14 protein-coding genes are annotated in these 16,166 nt (G+C 38.8%); 1 reads left to right on the plus strand and 13 read right to left on the minus strand.

Translation table 11 applies throughout. From position 1 onward, the window contains the following. Positions 1–4: 4 nt before the first annotated feature. The 4 genes from plsX to ACQV2T_RS01165 form a co-directional block, all read right to left on the minus strand. Entirely contained in the window at positions 5–1,030 is a 1,026-nt protein-coding gene (plsX, locus tag ACQV2T_RS01150; RefSeq protein ID WP_428873768.1) for a phosphate acyltransferase PlsX, read from the minus strand. Positions 1,031–1,044: 14 nt separating this feature from the next. Further along, the gene (gene recG, locus ACQV2T_RS01155) at positions 1,045–3,081 is read right to left on the minus strand and encodes an ATP-dependent DNA helicase RecG (protein WP_428893130.1); all 2,037 of its coding nucleotides are present in this window, start codon (positions 3,079–3,081) and stop codon (positions 1,045–1,047) included. Positions 3,082–3,156: 75 nt separating this feature from the next. Continuing rightward, the gene (locus ACQV2T_RS01160; protein ID WP_428873751.1) at positions 3,157–4,824 is read right to left on the minus strand and encodes a DAK2 domain-containing protein; all 1,668 of its coding nucleotides are present in this window, start codon (positions 4,822–4,824) and stop codon (positions 3,157–3,159) included. 20 nt (positions 4,825–4,844) lie between these two features. Continuing rightward, entirely contained in the window at positions 4,845–5,201 is a 357-nt protein-coding gene (locus ACQV2T_RS01165; RefSeq protein WP_428873752.1) for an Asp23/Gls24 family envelope stress response protein, read from the minus strand. A gap of 202 nt (positions 5,202–5,403) precedes the next feature. On the opposite strand from ACQV2T_RS01165, the gene rpmB reads away from it, so the two are divergent. Next, entirely contained in the window at positions 5,404–5,592 is a 189-nt protein-coding gene (gene rpmB / locus ACQV2T_RS01170; RefSeq protein WP_258436016.1) for a 50S ribosomal protein L28, read from the plus strand. A 67-nt stretch (positions 5,593–5,659) separates the two neighbouring features. On the opposite strand, the gene ACQV2T_RS01175 is transcribed toward rpmB, so the two are convergent. From ACQV2T_RS01175 to priA, 9 genes are all read right to left on the minus strand, one after another. Beyond that, positions 5,660–6,160 (minus strand): hypothetical protein, encoded by a 501-nt coding sequence (locus ACQV2T_RS01175; RefSeq protein ID WP_428873753.1) that lies wholly within the window; start codon positions 6,158–6,160, stop codon positions 5,660–5,662. Positions 6,161–6,291: 131 nt separating this feature from the next. Continuing rightward, positions 6,292–6,954: a thiamine diphosphokinase gene (locus ACQV2T_RS01180; protein ID WP_428873754.1), complete on the minus strand. Its 663-nt coding sequence runs from the start codon at positions 6,952–6,954 to the stop codon at positions 6,292–6,294. Positions 6,955–6,965: 11 nt separating this feature from the next. After that, positions 6,966–7,610, minus strand: a complete 645-nt coding sequence (gene rpe, locus ACQV2T_RS01185; RefSeq protein ID WP_428893131.1) for a ribulose-phosphate 3-epimerase — start codon at positions 7,608–7,610, stop codon at positions 6,966–6,968. 12 nt (positions 7,611–7,622) lie between these two features. Beyond that, complete coding sequence (gene rsgA, locus ACQV2T_RS01190; protein WP_428893132.1) at positions 7,623–8,543, minus strand: ribosome small subunit-dependent GTPase A; 921 nt, start codon at positions 8,541–8,543, stop codon at positions 7,623–7,625. A 78-nt stretch (positions 8,544–8,621) separates the two neighbouring features. Then, on the minus strand, positions 8,622–10,601 hold the full coding sequence (gene pknB / locus ACQV2T_RS01195; RefSeq protein WP_428873757.1) for a Stk1 family PASTA domain-containing Ser/Thr kinase: 1,980 nt from the start codon (positions 10,599–10,601) through the stop codon (positions 8,622–8,624). Further along, on the minus strand, positions 10,585–11,361 hold the full coding sequence (locus ACQV2T_RS01200) for a Stp1/IreP family PP2C-type Ser/Thr phosphatase (RefSeq protein WP_428873758.1): 777 nt from the start codon (positions 11,359–11,361) through the stop codon (positions 10,585–10,587). Before ACQV2T_RS01200 ends, pknB begins: the two co-directional genes overlap by 17 nt. Positions 11,362–11,369: 8 nt before the next feature. Beyond that, positions 11,370–12,731 (minus strand): 16S rRNA (cytosine(967)-C(5))-methyltransferase RsmB, encoded by a 1,362-nt coding sequence (gene rsmB, locus ACQV2T_RS01205; protein WP_428884823.1) that lies wholly within the window; start codon positions 12,729–12,731, stop codon positions 11,370–11,372. Positions 12,732–12,737: 6 nt separating this feature from the next. Then, a complete protein-coding gene (gene fmt, locus ACQV2T_RS01210) occupies positions 12,738–13,718 on the minus strand; it encodes a methionyl-tRNA formyltransferase (RefSeq protein ID WP_428873760.1) in 981 nt (326 codons plus the stop codon). A gap of 14 nt (positions 13,719–13,732) precedes the next feature. Next, positions 13,733–16,147 carry a primosomal protein N' gene (priA, locus tag ACQV2T_RS01215; protein WP_428893134.1) on the minus strand — a complete coding sequence of 805 codons (2,415 nt, stop codon included), beginning with the start codon at positions 16,145–16,147 and terminating at the stop codon, positions 13,733–13,735. Between the last annotated feature and the right edge of the window lie 19 nt (positions 16,148–16,166).

Genomic DNA, 16,166 nt, shown 5'->3' on the forward strand with positions numbered 1-16,166 from the left:
ACGATTATTTTCTAATCTGTCTATCATTTTTGTCACTATTTTCAAAAAAAGTGCTTATTTCTTCGGAAAAACCTGATAAAACGATTTCACGAGCTTGTCGAATAGCATGATAAATGGCGATGTCATCTGCTGATCCATGCGCTTTAATTACTGGCTTTTTAACCCCTAAAAGGACTGCTCCTCCTTGCTTGCTATCATCAAAATTTTCAGCCATCTTTTTTAATGAGGGTTTAATGAGAAGGCCACCAATTTTATTGGTGATACTACTCTCACTTAGAGTTCGTTTGAGTAATTTGAAGATGGATTTTAGGCTTCCTTCCAATGTTTTTAGGATAGCATTACCGGTAAAGCCATCTGTCACCGCAATATCTACCTGCCCATTTAAAAGATCTTTGGCTTCAATATTGCCTACAAAATTTAAACCACTCGCTTGATTGAGGAGTTGGTAAGCTTGTTTACGTAATTCATCTCCCTTACCAGCCTCTGTTCCATTATTAACAAGCCCTACTCTTGCTTGCTCTATTTTTAAAACACTCTCAGCATAATAGCTAGCTAGTTGAGCATATTGTAAGAGGTGCTCTGCTTTTGATTCCGCATTGGCTCCGGCATCCATTAAAATTAAATGAGGAGATTTCTCATTAATGGTTGGGATGACCGGCATCAATCCCGGTCGATCGACACCTTTAATTCTACCAACCACCAATAAGCCGGTTGTTAATAAGGCGCCTGTATTCCCAGCCGAAAGCAGTACATCTGCTTTACCTTCTCTTACCGCCTTGGCAGCAACCACCATTGAAGCATCTTTCTTGCGACGAACAGCTTTTACCGGTTCATCTTCTCCTTTGATAACCTCAGTAGTCGGTATTCGGATTAAACGGTCATCAAACATATCTGGAAGATTTTTAAGGGCTTTCTCGTCGCCATAAAGATGAATTTCGATGTCCTTATAAGCATCTAAGGCTCTTAGAACTCCGTCAAATACGGCTTGTGGTGCATTGTCGCCACCCATTGCATCAATCGCTATTTTAATCATAAATTCCACTCCTAAATTTCTAATTTAATTAATTGGGTATACTTTTCAATTGTTTTTGTTTCTTTCTCAGTCACTATATCTGGTTGTCTCATTAAATGGTCGACTGCTTGATAAGCCGCTGTCATAATGGCTTCGTCTTGTAAGGGATGTCCATATGTAAATTGGGCAATTCCACTTTGATTTCGTCCTAGGACATCTCCCATGCCACGAATTTCCATATCCGCTTTTGATAGTTCAAAGCCATCTTGACTTTCGACCATCTTAATCAGACGTTCTTTTCCTTGTTGGGTCGTTGGGTTGGCAATTAAAAAGCAGTAAGAGGGTAATGAGCTTCGCCCTACCCGCCCTCTTAACTGATGGAGCTGGGCTAAACCAAAACGTTCGGCTGATTGAATGACCATGACCGTTGCATTCGGTACATCCACACCGACTTCAACCATAGTGGTTGCTACTAAAATTTGAATTGCTTGAGCCTTAAAAGCTTTCATCACTTCTTTTTGTTCTTCTTTACTCAATTGACCATGCAAACTATCGATTGTAACTCGTGGAAATTTTTCTCTTAAACGTTGACAAGTCTCTTGTACATTTTCAACTTGTTCCATAAATTCACTGGCTTCAATTAAAGGCAATACATAATAGATTTGATGACCCTTATCTAATTCTTTTTGCATACGGTCATAGACTGTGGCAATGTGCTTATCACTAACGGCTTGTGTCTTAATTTCAACCCTTCCACGCGGTAGACCTTCCATGGTTGAGACGCAAAGGTCGGCATAAAGGGTCTGAGCCAAACTTCTGGGTATGGGAGTTGCTGTCATTTGCAGGACATTGGCTTCTTGACCAGCCAGACCTTTTTCTAATAAGTTCTGTCTTTGGCCAACACCAAAGCGGTGTTGCTCATCTATAACGATATAGCCGAGTGATTTAAAATCTACTCCCTCTTGAATTAAAGCATGGGTACCGATAATCAATCGGATGCGTCCTGTTTTTAGACCTTGTAAAACAGCTTTTTTTTCTGAAACTTGCCTCTCAGAAGTTAATATTTCTGCATGAAAACCACTCTTTTCAAAATATTGATTAAAAGATTGATAATGCTGCTGAGCTAATATTTCTGTTGGAACCATCAAGGCTGTTTGATAACCTGCTTGCACACTAGCAATCATGGTCAAGAAGGCAACTAAGGTCTTACCGCTACCTACATCTCCTTGCAATAAACGGTTCATTGGATAAGGTGATAAAAGATCGCGGCAAATTTCATTAACCGCCTTTTTTTGTGAATCCGTTAATTCAAAAGGGATGCTTTGGATAATTTGTCGTAATTCTTCAACTTGATAGTGGATTTGAATACCCTTAGTTTTTAAGCGGTTAAATTTGGCGCTTTGTAAGCGCCATTGGTAAAGAAAGAACTCCTGGAAGATGATCTTTCGCTGGGCCTGTCTTTTCGCATTATCTTGCTTAGGAAAATGCATGGCCCAAAGTGCTTCCTTCAGATTTATTAAGTTAAATTGTTGATTTAAATAAGTCGGAATGATTTCTTCAATACTTTCTTGATAATCAACAAAGGCTTGCTTGATGGCTTTGACAATCTGGCCCTGACTCAGTCCCTTGCTAGTATGGTAAATGGGTGCATAGTCCTCACCTGCTGACGGATTAATTAATTTCATGGCCATTAGCGACTGGTTACTTTCTTGCCATTTACCATAGATAGCTCGCGTTTGACCTAATTCAATTTGTTTCTTTAAGTAGGGCTGGTTAAAAAAAGAGACGGTTATCACTTGATAGCCATCTACAGCCAATTTAAAACTTAAGCGACTTTTCTTTCTACCAAAATAGTTGACCACAGCTGGACTAACAACTTTTCCCATCAAGACAACTTTTTCCTGGTCAAGAATAGTTTCTAACTGGCGTGCTTGGATATCCTCAAAACGAAATGGAAAATGAAACATTAAATCCTTTACTGTTTCAATTCCTAATTGTTTAAATAAAAGACTGGTCTTGGGGCCAACACCTTTGAGCTGATCGATAGGATCTAACCAAGACTTTCCCATCTTCTTCCTCCTCTTTGAGCAAAAAAATAAATCACCACCTAGAAACTAAGTGGTGATCAGCTATTTTCTAACAATCTAATCCACCGTTACAAAATAATTGTAGACTGGTTGGTCTCCTTGAATAAGTTCAAATTCTATCTCAGAGTTAGTTTGTTCAAAATGGTCAGCAACTTCTTGGGCTAATGAATGATCACCCTCTTCGCCAATAATAACCGTTACTAACTCACTTGATTCATCCACCATTCGATTAACCAATTGGATCAGAGTTTCTTTTAAATCAGTGTGGGTTAAGATTATATCGCCATCTAAAATACCCATAAAATCGTTTTCTTTAATGGATAGGCCATTAATTTCTGTATCTCGAATAGCATGAGTAATTTGTCCAGAAGCAACGCTTAGCGCATACTCTTCCATAGCTAGTCTGTTCTCTTCAATGGCAACTGAAGGATCATACATCAACATGGCTGAGATTCCTTGGGTGATTGACTTTGTGCCCACAACTACCGTTGGTACTTCACTGACTTCAGCCGCTTGTTGAGCCGCCATAATAATATTCTTATTATTCGGTAACAAGATAATATTTTTGGCGTTAACTCGCTCGATTGCTTTAATGAAGTCTTCGGTAGAAGGATTCATTGTCTGACCTCCAGAAAGGACTTCCTTTACTCCAATAGAATGGAAGAGCTCTGTCAAGCCTTTACCTGAAGCTACAGCAATCACTGCGTAATCTTCTTGAGTTTGAGGGACAGCTTGTTGACGCAGCGTAGTCTCTTTGTCTTCTAAGTCTCTAACTTGCTCACGCATATTATCGACTTTAATTTTAATTAACTCACCAAATTCTTGACCCAATTGCATAATCTCGCCTGGATCTTCCGTATGGATGTGAACCTTAACAATTTCATCATCAGCAACAACCAGCAAAGAATCACCTTTTTTATCAAGCGTTTGTCTAAACTCTTCATAATCAAAAGCTTTCTTAACAGTCTGTCCTTGTCCAATTCTTACCATAATTTCGGTACAGAAACCATAGGTAATCTCATCCATAGACATTGGGTGTTCATTCATTTCTTCGAAGATTGCGTGGGCATGGTCATTAGATTGGTCTTCAACTTCATCGATAATGACTTCCCCTGAAAGATTGGCAAGGAAGCCTTCATAGATACATAAAAGCCCCTTACCACCCGAATCGACTACACCCACCTGTTTTAAAACTGGTAGTAATTCAGGTGTTCGATCCAATGATTCTTTTGCCTCTGCTACGATCGTGCGCATCACTTGTATGATGTCTTCTGTTTGCTTAGCTTCTTGTTCACCTTTTACAGCAGATTCTCTAGCAACAGTTAAAATGGTTCCTTCAACTGGCTTCATCACTGCCTTATAAGCTGATTCCACACCACCAATAAAAGCCTTAGCAAAGTCTTTGGCATTTAATTCTTCACAATCTTTAATTGCCATTGAGAAGCCACGGAAAACTTGTGACAAGATAACGCCTGAATTTCCTCGAGCCCCCATTAACAGTCCTTTGGCCACGGCATTTGCTAATTCTCCAACATGATGACTAGTAGAATTACGCATATTCTCAACACCTGATTGGAAAGTCATATTCATATTAGTTCCTGTATCTCCATCAGGCACGGGAAAGACATTTAACGAATTCACTAAGTCAACATTTTCAGCCAGGCGCTCGGCACCTGCTATAAACATCTGTTTAAAGTCAGATGCTTTGATTGTTTTCAGTTCCACACTTTACCTCCTAAACGATCCTAGTCGATAGTCACACCCTGGACATGGACATGAACAAAGTCCAATTCAAAGCCCAAGAGTTGCTCGACATTGTATTTAACAGCTTGTTGAATATTTTGACAAATCACAGAGATTTTTGTCCCGTAAGAAACGACAATATAGACATCTACTGAAATATTGTCTCCTTCTTGAGAAATTAAAACACCACGTGAATAGTTTTCTTTCTTAAGAATGTCTGTTAAATTATCACGGAAGAAATGTTTACTTACCATTCCTACAACACCGTAGTTGTCAGTAACTGCTGCACCGACAATGGTTGCAATCACTTCATTTTCTAAGGATATCTCTCCATTTGGAGTTTGGATATTAATAGCCATAAAGTACCTCCTTTTTGTTGTCCACCATAGTTTAGCATAAATTTTTTAGCTTAGCACCTATTTTAATAGTTTTAGTAACGAGATATTTAAGATTAGTAGTTAATTTCATCATAATTCACTTGCTTCAAAAGTCAAATTATGGTAAATTAATTTGGTATGAAATGTAACTTTTAAATTGTTACAAGGAAAAGGAGGCAGAACCATGGCTAAAGAATGTTATTTCACAGGGCGTAAAGCTGTATCTGGTAACAATCGCTCTCATGCAATGAATAAATCAAAACGTCGTTTTGGCGCTAACTTACAAAAAGTACGTGTTATGATCGATGGCAAACCTCAAAAAGTTTGGGTTTCAGCGCGAGCATTAAAATCAGGTAAAGTTGAACGTGCTTAATCAATACATTAAAACCTCCTAGCCAATCATCATCAAGATGAAGCGCTAGGAGGCTTTTTTGTTTTGTTTAATCTTTTTCTTTTAGCATAAATTGATTGCCCTCTTCATCCACCAAATTAGATTCTTCATTTAGTTCAAAGCTGAAAAGTTCTTTATCCGCAAAAGAAATGGTTAGTTTTTGATCTTTTATTCTGTAGGTTGGATTATGTACGATAATTTCAACTGCCATAGGAACTTCATCAGAAAAGCGCAGGTTAATATATTGTTGATTTTTTAAAGATTCTGCTGCTTCATCTGTTTTTACCATCATTAAACGCCCATCCTGATTAATGCTCTCGGTATATAATTGTAGTAATGCGTCCGAATAATCACCTTCCAAAGCCGCTTGTCCAAAGTAAGACCGGCCTAAAATTACTTTCAATAAGTCTTCTTCTATTTCGAACCCCATAATATTTGAGTTTTCTTCAGTCAAATAGCGTCCCTCAAAATCAACTATCTCCTCTTGAGCGGATATAGCTGGCGGTAGCATGAGTATCATAATCATTATTAAAGCAAAAAGCTTTTTCATCCCATCAACTTCCTTTCCTAATAAAAACTTGATTAAATAAACTTCGAATATCATTTATTAAGCAAATTTTAACACAATAATGAAAGTGCTTCAATTTTATATCCCTATCTTCTATTTTTAAACCCAACCCTTTATTTTCCTTTTTCCCAAATAACCATCAAGAGACCTTCAGTAAAAGAAAGATTTATTTTATGCTGATCGACATACTCATTAGACACCAAGGCTCGAGGAAAAGCATAATCTGTTAGACCTAGTTCATATTTGGCCTGCTTAATCTGCAGCTGCTTAACAGCCGTCATTGAAATAATGGATAAGTAGCGGCAATTGTTCAAGTCTTCTAGAAAGTAATTGCCTGGTTTAAAAAATCGCACCACTTGATCTTTTTCAATAAAGCTTAAACGGGGGATAATTGCAAAATAGCGTTCTTGAAAGACGAGCCAAAGGTTAGCAATTAAATGATCTAAACGTCCCTCTCCATTACCTATTGCGCCATATACTTCCACCGGACATCGACTGTCTTGTTTAAGAGCGAATTCAAGGCCCAACTCCATATCGGTATCATCTTTGGCAGCTGGATATTTTAAAACTGCTTGACTAGCCGCTTCAATCTTACTAAATTGGGTGGGAGTGACCGAGTCAAAGTCTCCAATTGCAACGTTCAATCGGTAGCCTGCCTTCACCAATTGGAGGGCCCCTTCGTCAACTCCAATGAGATAAGTCTGATCTGTCACCTCAGACAAATGGCTGAGGGCTGGATTAGGAGCCCCAGCACAGATAATAATCTTATCCACCATACTAATTGGCCTTAGGGTCTTAAGGAAGCGATAGCTGCAGCCAGATCCATTTGCTTAAAGATGTAGGAGCCAGCTACTAAAACATCTGCACCAGCTGCTATACAACTTTTAGCTGTTTGATCATTGACCCCACCGTCTACTTCAATCTCATAGTGATAATGATCATTTTCTTGACGTAGTTTGGCTAGTTTTTCTACCTTCTTCATGGTTGATTCAATAAAAGCCTGACCACCAAAGCCTGGATTAACAGTCATCACCAAGACTAAATCCGCTAATTCCAATAAAGGATAAACCGCTTCGACTGGAGTTCCTGGATTAATAGCCACTCCCGCTTTTTTTCCTAAGGCTTTTATCTTTTGTAAGGCTGAATGAATATGTTGGGTCGCTTCCACATGTACGGTGATAATATCCGCTCCCGCATCAGCAACCATTTCCAAATACCGCTCCGGTTGATCCACCATCATGTGACAATCAAAAACCATATGGCTATGAGATCTTAATCTTTTAAAAATCATGGGACCAAATGAAATATTCGGTACGAAGCTGCCATCCATAATATCAATATGTAGATAATCTGCTCCACCCTTTTCGATGGTCTGGATATCTTCTAACAAGTGATTAAAATCAGCGCTCAACATTGAAGGTGCAATTTTCATGACTATTCTCCTTTAATAATAATTTTTTTTGTTTTCAATTTTTTCTAAAATCTGCAAATAATTTTGATAACGGCTGTTACTTATTATGCCACTTGCCACCAACTCTTTCACATGGCAATTAGGTTCGTTCTTATGGATACAAGATCTAAACCGACACTTTGCACCTGCTTGGTGAATTTCTGGGAAACAAGCGGCCAGTTCTTCTTTTTCTAAATGGTCGAAATCAATAGCTGAAAAACCGGGTGTATCGGCTAAGAGTCCTTGACCAAAACGATAAAGAGTAACTTCTCGAGTGGTATGCTTACCGCGGTTTAAATGGCTGGATATCTGGTTGGTCTTAATTTCAGCTTGAGGTAGCAGTTTGTTTAAAAGGGTCGATTTTCCCACTCCCGATTGACCGGTCATTACATATATTCCTTGTTGGAAAATGGTTTGAATAGCTTGCATCTTTTCATTGGATTGGTCAAAGAGAAAAACATCATAACCAATTACTTCATAGATTGCTCTGATTTCTGCTACTAAGTCATTGGCTGCATCCCGTCCCTGATGCTCGATTAAAAGGTCATATTTACTCAAGATAATAATGGGTTGGATGCGATGAGACTCCATCGAAACAAGGAAATAATCTAATAAATTATAGGAAAACTCAGGTTCAACTAAGGACATGACAATGAGAGCATAGTCGACATTAGCAACAGCCGGTCGAATCAAAAAGTTATCTCGTTCGAAGATCTCTTCTAATCTGCCCACTTGACTTTCATCTTGTTGATCCATGACAAATCGTACGCGATCTCCCACTAAGGGATTGGTCTTCAAGTGACGAAAGTTACCTCTTGCTTTTGTTACAAAAGATTCTCCTTGCGACCATACATAATAGAAGCCACTAACTGCTTGATAGATGATCCCTTCATGTGAGGTAATAAGCTGTTTCAAATAATTTCCTCCTTTGGTCAGTATTTATTCAGAAAAAAAGTTAAGAGTCAGTAATGCTGCTCTTAACTCTTCAAATTCTTAATTAGGATAAACGGCTGAGGACTGTGCGACAATTTCGCCGTCTCTTAAGACACGGTACTGTCCGGATCCTCCTTCGGGAATATAGAGGACGATTTGAATTTCACGTGATTCGGTGATTTCAATTTCACGCGCAACTTGAGTGATATTATTACGGTCATCTCCTATAAAAACTTGGATTTTATTCGGTAATGGCTTGCTTTGTTCGTAGTCATTTTCAGCATACTTAGGGACATAATCAAGGTATACCGTTTCTGTGGCAGTCGACACTTCTGCTTTTTCTTCACCTTGAGAAACCGTCACCTTAATGGTGTCTCCTTGAGCAATGGGTGAGCCTGAAAGTGGGTCTTGATCAATGACAATCCCTTCAGGTAGATAATCATGATATTGATAAGCTTCTTCTACATAGAGACCATAAGTGTCTGCAAACTTATAGACCATATCAATTGATAAATTAGTAAAATCTTGCATGGTCGTTTGCTCAGAATAGGATCCGATTACTAAAATAATTGAACTTTCACCAGGAACGACTTCCGTACCCGGTGCAATACTCTGTTCTAAAATTTTACCTGCTTCTGACTGACTAGCTGCTAAATACCTTAAGTCAACTATAAAACCTGCATCAATTAGTTTACGACGGACCGGCTCATAGTTTTGATTGAGGTAATCACCGATTTTGACTCTCGGCTTGCCGTCAGAGAAGGTTAAATTAACTTTAGAACCACGATTTATGCGGTCCCCTGATTGGGGATCACTTTCAATAATTTGGCCACGCGGAATAAGATCATCCCAAACAACTGTACTTTCGCCTAGCATTAAATCATTCTCTTCTAGTAATTCAATGGCTTGTTTTTGGTCTAGGCCAGCCAATTCAGGAACGATTACACTGGCAACGAATAAGCGATAGGCGAAAAAGACAGCTAAAGATAGTAAGGACAATATCGTAGCAAAGAAGAGAATTTTAAAAATCTTGGACCCTAAATGGCTAGTTTTTTTATCTGGTAAATCAAAAGTTGGAAACTCCTCTTCATTTAAAGGCTCAGGCCCTTCGATTGTTTCCGTCAACACACGATCAGCGGCTGGAATGGGCTGAATGGATTTAAATTGTTCTGATTCATCCAACTGACTGCTAGGAATAAAGGGTTTTTCATCAATACGTCCGACACTAAGAGAAGAAGATAAGTCGTTAAACATCTCTTGAGCCGTACGATAACGATCCTTCGCTTGCTTAGCCGTCGCTTTTAAGACGACATTCTCTAAGCTTTGAGGAACATATTCTAAGCGCTCTCGAATAGTTGGAAAGGGTTCTTGAAAATGTTTAAGTGCAATCGAAACTGCGGATTCACCATCATGTGGGACAGAACCCGTGATTAGCTCATATAAAACTACACCCATGGCATAAATATCTGATTTAGTGGTTGCACTATTGCCCTTGGCTTGCTCGGGCGATAGGTAATGAACTGAGCCTAACAAGGTATTGGTTTGAGTAATCGAAGTATCTGATAAAGCCACAGCAATACCAAAGTCCGTAATCTTAACCACATTATTTGCAGTAATTAAAATGTTTTGTGGTTTTATATCGCGGTGAATAATACGATTTTTGTGGGCCACATCGATAGCCGCTACAATTTGTCCCATAATGGAAACAACTAGTTCTAGCGGGACAGGTGCATTCTTTTTGATAAAAGTTTTAAGGTCTTGACCTTTTACATATTCCATCACAATATATTGCTGTTTTTCATGTTCATCGACATCATAAACTTCTACAATATTGGGATGTAGCAGTTGACTGGCTGAAATGGCTTCTCTTTGGAAACGACGAATCGCATCTTGATTATCCTGGAAGTCATAACGTAACACCTTCACAGCTACGTCTCGATCCAAAATTAAATCATGAGCTAAGAAGACATTTGCCATGCCGCCTTGACCAATGACAGAAGTTAGGACATAACGATCGGATAGTTTATCCCCTATTTCCATGAATAATGTCACCTCCTTCGTCCTCCAAATTAAAATCGCTGGCTAGAATAATAGTAATATTATCGAGACCCCCAGCATTATTAGCCGCTGCGACTAGTTCATCACCTAAGCGGTCTAAATCTGTTTGATTATTAATTATTTGTTCAATTTCTTCATTTTTAAGCATGCCGTTTAAACCATCCGAGCAAAGCAAGAGAAGTTCCACTTTATCAAGAGAAATCTCTGAAAAAGCTGGTTCTAAAACCATTGGTGTTCCAATGGATTGGGTGACCACATTACGACGTGGGTGATCAATACTCTCTTCTACTGTTATTTCACCTGTACGAATTAACTCATTGACTAAAGAATGGTCTTCGGTTAATTGCTTTAATTGGCCCGCTCCGTATGCATAAGCCCGCGAATCACCGACATGACAAATAAGAATGGTCTGCTCGACAATTGTTGCAAGTACAATTGTCGTTCCCATTCCTTCATAATCTGGATTAAGGTCTGCTTGATTCAAAATGAAAGTATTCACTTGATTGGTCATTTGGGTCATCCAAGCATGCGCTTGGGTGATGGTCATAGGGTAATCAATTGTTTCGAATGCCCGACCAACAAACTCTGTCGTTTGTTGACTAGCAATATCTCCTGCCAAGTTGCCTCCCACGCCATCACATAGAATAAAAAGGATTTGTTGGTTTTGAGAATAAAAATAATCCGCATAATCTTGGTTAGAACTTCTCTTTCTCCCTATGTTTGAATGTATAGTGATTTTCATAACTCACCTCAATCTATTTTTTTAAGAAAACGACTGATAAAAAAGCCATCTGTTCCATGCTGTTGGGGCCAAATGCGAAGAAAGCCTTGGGAAGTTATTACATTATCTGTTAAAACTTCTTCAGCTAGGATGGACTCCACTTGCCACTCACTATTTTCCTTTAAGATTTCTTCAATTAATTGTTCATTTTCCTCATAAGTCAGGGTGCAAGTAGAATAGACTAAGCGACCACCTGGCTTGAGCAAAGAAAGCATATGATTAAATAATTGCTTTTGTAATTTAACCAGTTCTTGAATAGCGACAGGCGACTTCTGATATTTGATTTCAGGTTTACGACGCATCAAACCGATACCCGAACAGGGTGCATCTAAGTATATCACATCAAAAGCAGTTTGAGAAAGTGGTTGGAAGTCCAAGGCATCGGTTACTATTGAATCTATCTTATGACTTAAGCCTAACCGCTCGGCATGATCTTTTAAGATACTTAACTTATGCTTAGAAATATCTAAAGCTGTTAAGTGTCCGTCAGTTAGAAGTGAAGCAATATGGCTAGCTTTTCCTCCTGGAGCTGCACATGCATCCAAAACATTTTCAGAACCTGTCAATTTACCTAAAGGTGCAACCAGCATGGATGATTCATCCTGAATGGTAAACAAACCTTCCTGATAAGCTTGACTATTAAAGACATCCCCTGCTGTGATTCGAAAACCAAAAGGAGAAACTTGACTGCTAGTAACCGCCAACCCTTGCTCTTTTAATTGGTCCATGATATGTGATCGTTTGGCTGTTGGACCATTGATTCTAGCACTCAAATTAGGAACTTGATTCAAACTAGAAAGAAATGCTTTGAGCTGATGTTCTGGTAAGTGCTGGTCAAAGTATTTGACCAACCAAAGCGGAACGGAATGCTCAATCGATAGTCTCTCCAAGGGTTCTGTGATTACCGTCAATGACTGAAGCTCTTGGCGGAAAAAGTTACGTAAAATAGCATTAACTAATTTTCCAATGCCTTGGTGGCCGTTTACTTTGGCTATCTCGACTGCTTCATTTACAATAGCGTGCTGAGGCACGCGGTCTAAATAAACAGCTTGATAGATAGATAATCGCAATAGGCTGCGTACCCAATCTTCTATTTTACCTTTTACTAAATCCTGTAAATAGAAATCCAAGGTCAAGCGACGTTGGACACTACCGTAAACCACCTTAACCACTAAATTTTTATCTTGACTGCTTCGATTACTTGAAGCCAGATAATTATCTATCACGATATTAGAATATTGGTCTTGGTTATCAATTTGATCTAACAATCTCAGCATGTCCCAGCGGAGATTGTTTTTCAATTTTGTTTGGCTTCTTTGTTTAATTTTCATTATTTATTAGTCCTTTTCACTGTCGAATATCTTACCAATTAAACTTTCTGCCGGTGTCCCTTTTAAGTATTCTTTAACCATCATCCTTTTTTTTCCAGCGGGCTGGTATTCACTAACTGCTAAGTAGGAATCTTGACCACATCGAACATAGAAGTGTTCTTCATCAGCAGCAACAATTTGGCCCGGAATTTCTTCTGTTAATATTCTTTCAATATTATCATCCAGTTCTTTTAAGGGTTGAGCTTGCCAGATTTTTACTCTTTGACCATCTAGTAGGGTATAGGTTGTTGGAAAAGGTCTAAAGGCGCGTATATGACGGTCAATGACACGCGCACTTTGCAACCAATTTAACTGCTCTTCATGCTTTTTGATGGTTGGAGAATATAGTACTTGGCTATATTCTTGTGGAGTCGCTTCATACTCCCCATTAAAAAATTTCGGCAAGAAATTCAATAATAATTCTTTACCAACGACAGCCAGTTTTTCAAACAGTATGCCCACATCATCCTTCTCAGAAATCGGTAAAACTGTTTGAATGAGAATATCCCCAGCATCCATTTCTTCAGTCATTTTCATAATTGTTACACCCGTCTCTTCTTCACCCCGCCAAATTGCATAATGAATTGGAGCCCCTCCACGATATTTAGGTAAGAGTGAAGCATGAACATTAATAGACCCTTGACTGGGTGCTTCTAATAAAGCAAGTGGTATTTTCTGTCCGTATGCAGCCGTTATGATTAAATCGGCTTCTGTATTCAATAGAGTCTGATAGTCCTTTGAATCGGCTAACTTTTCCGGTTGAAAGACTGGAATATTAGCTTCTAAAGCTGTTTTTTTAACTGGAGGTAGTGTTAGAATACGTTTTCGACCAACTGGACGATCTGGTTGAGTCACTACTGCAATCACTTCATACTCTACTTGTTGAATTAATCCTTTCAGAATGGTTGCCGCAAAAGGAGGGGTTCCCATAAAAATTATTTTTTTCATTCAATAACCTCTTTCTAAATAAAATACTGGGGTTCATGGTCTATTTGAACAAAGACTCCCTTGGCCTGGCTTTCTTGACTAGCAAGAAGAATAGTTTGTAGCTGATCTTTAACTAAGTCTACTTCTTTATATTTTAAGAGCAAATGGAATTGATAATAATTATTGATTCTTTCAATTCCTCCTGTTGAGGGACCTAATATCATTAATTGGGTATTCACTTTGTCCATCAATTGATCCTTGAGTTGATAGATCATTTTTTGAGCCTTGCCTCGGTTTTTAGAAGACACCTTAATTAACGTTGTATAAAAATAAGGAGGATAATGGCTCATATGGCGTCTTCGCATTTCGTAATAAAAAAAATTGTCATAATCATGTTTTTTTGCTAGCTGAATCACATAATGGTTAGGATTATAGGTTTGAATGACCACTTCGCCTTTTAGCTTGCCTCGCCCTGTTCTTCCGGCTACTTGAGTCAGCAACTGAAAGGTTTTTTCAGCAGCTCTAAAGTCTGGTAAGTTCAAACCAGTGTCTGCATTAATAACACCAACCAGGGTTACCTGTTCATAGTCGAGACCTTTAGCAATCATCTGTGTTCCTAAAAGGATTGAACCTGCTTGACTGGCAAATGCTTTTAATAATTTTTTGTGAGCGCCCTTGCGTCGAGTGGTGTCATTATCCATACGGATAATGGGTGTTTGAGGAAAGCGTTGCTTTAAACTTTCGGCTACTTTTTGAGTGCCAATGCCTTGTTTTCTCAAATGCTTAGAACCACACTGAGGACAATTGGTTGGCAGTCCTACTTGGTAATCACAATAATGACATTTAAGCTTTTCTCCAGTCTTATGGTAAGTTAAAGAGATGTCACAATGTGGGCATTGAATGACATGACCACATTCACGGCATAAGACATAAGAGGCATAGCCTCTGCGATTTAAAAGCAAAACAACCTGTTCTTTAGACGCTAATTTTTCGGCAATTTTATCTTCTAAAAGTTGAGAAAGTTCCAGTGTTTCTTGATCCAATAAATGCTGAGTCATATCCACTATGGTTACGGGTGGTAAGGGTTGTTGATTAACACGTTGGTCCATTCTTAATAATTGATATTTACCAACTTCAGCCCGAGCACGTGATTCTAAAGAAGGTGTGGCTGAACCTAAAACTAAGGGACACTGATGGTATTTTGATCGCCATTTAGCAACTTCTCTTGCATGATAACGTGGATTGTCTCCTTGTTTATAGGTCGTTTCATGTTCTTCATCAATAATAATGATGCCGATATTTTTTAACGGAGCAAAAATAGAAGAACGCGCTCCGACGACCACTTTCGCTTCTTGCCGAATGATTCTGCGCCATTCATCATATTTTTCGGTCAATGATAAAGCTGAATGCAAAACGGCAACGCCTTTGCCAAAGCGACCAATCACCTGGTCTACCATTTGTGGTGTTAAGGCAATCTCTGGCACTAATAGAATCGCTGATTTACCAGCTTTAAGGGCTTCAGCTATTAATTGTAAATAGACTTCGGTTTTACCTGATCCGGTGACTCCTTGCAATAAAAAGGTTTGGGCTTCTTCAGCTGTCATGTGATTTTTTATAGTCTCAAATGCTGTTTGTTGCTGTGCTAATAAGGCTTTGGCTGAGGAAGGAGGTGCTTGATCTACTTGATAAGCAGGCCGATAAACTTCCCTTTCTTCCAGCGTCAACCACCCCTTTTTAATCATGGTATTAAGGGTGGCCTTAGAAACTTGAGCCAGCTTTGCTAATTGATCGAACTCTATGGCTTGAGTCCATTGATGGTCGATGAGGACTGATAAAACTTGACCTTGTTTATGACTGCGTTTATCTAAATGATCGAGTAAGTCTTGGTATTCTGCCTGTGAACGATTAGGCAAGATATACTTAAGGGTCTTATGCGTTTTTTTATCAATTAACTGATAAGATAATTGAATAATTTCTTCATCTAATAATGAACGAATTTGACTAGCTGTCAACCTTTCTTCCAACCATTGGCGCGTGACACCAAGCTGATTTAACTTTGCAGGTGAACAATCGAGCACTTCAGCTAATTTTTCAGACTGTTTAACTGTAACAACCGTTTGATACTTGACTCGTAAAATACTTGGCAACATGGCTTGTAGGACTGAAATCCTAAAAGCATAAAGTTGGTCGGCAAGCACTTGAGAAAGTTCAACTAGTTCCTGACTCAAAAAAGATTCGTAATCAATCAAGCGTCTAATCGCCTTTAATTCCCCTTGATAGTCACTATTATCTTTTAAATGAACAACAAAAGCCATTAGGTTACGATATCCAAAAGGAACTTCCACTCGCATACCAACCTTTATTAAAGCTTGCATTTCAGCACTTACTTTGTAATCAAAGCTATGATTGACTTGTGCAGTAGGTATATCAATGATAACTTCAGCGATCATTCGCTCACCTCCTATTAAA

This window comes from Facklamia sp. P13069 (assembly GCF_050409405.1).
In the GTDB taxonomy this organism is placed as follows: domain Bacteria; phylum Bacillota; class Bacilli; order Lactobacillales; family Aerococcaceae; genus Facklamia.

Excerpts from the sequence above, each read along its gene's own strand:
- ACQV2T_RS01165 (WP_428873752.1), bottom strand. The coding sequence starts at position 5,201 with ATGGCTATTAATATCCAAACTCCAAATGGAGAGATATCCTTAGAAAAT.
- ACQV2T_RS01175 (WP_428873753.1), bottom strand. The coding sequence starts at position 6,160 with ATGAAAAAGCTTTTTGCTTTAATAATGATTATGATACTCATGCTACCG.
- rpe (WP_428893131.1), bottom strand. The coding sequence starts at position 7,610 with ATGAAAATTGCACCTTCAATGTTGAGCGCTGATTTTAATCACTTGTTA.
- fmt (WP_428873760.1), bottom strand. The coding sequence starts at position 13,718 with ATGAAAAAAATAATTTTTATGGGAACCCCTCCTTTTGCGGCAACCATT.
- ACQV2T_RS01200 (WP_428873758.1), bottom strand. The coding sequence starts at position 11,361 with ATGAAAATCACTATACATTCAAACATAGGGAGAAAGAGAAGTTCTAAC.
- recG (WP_428893130.1), bottom strand. The coding sequence starts at position 3,081 with ATGGGAAAGTCTTGGTTAGATCCTATCGATCAGCTCAAAGGTGTTGGC.
- pknB (WP_428873757.1), bottom strand. The coding sequence starts at position 10,601 with ATGGAAATAGGGGATAAACTATCCGATCGTTATGTCCTAACTTCTGTC.
- ACQV2T_RS01180 (WP_428873754.1), bottom strand. The coding sequence starts at position 6,954 with ATGGTGGATAAGATTATTATCTGTGCTGGGGCTCCTAATCCAGCCCTC.
- priA (WP_428893134.1), bottom strand. The coding sequence starts at position 16,147 with ATGATCGCTGAAGTTATCATTGATATACCTACTGCACAAGTCAATCAT.
- rpmB (WP_258436016.1), top strand. The coding sequence starts at position 5,404 with ATGGCTAAAGAATGTTATTTCACAGGGCGTAAAGCTGTATCTGGTAAC.
- rsmB (WP_428884823.1), bottom strand. The coding sequence starts at position 12,731 with ATGAAAATTAAACAAAGAAGCCAAACAAAATTGAAAAACAATCTCCGC.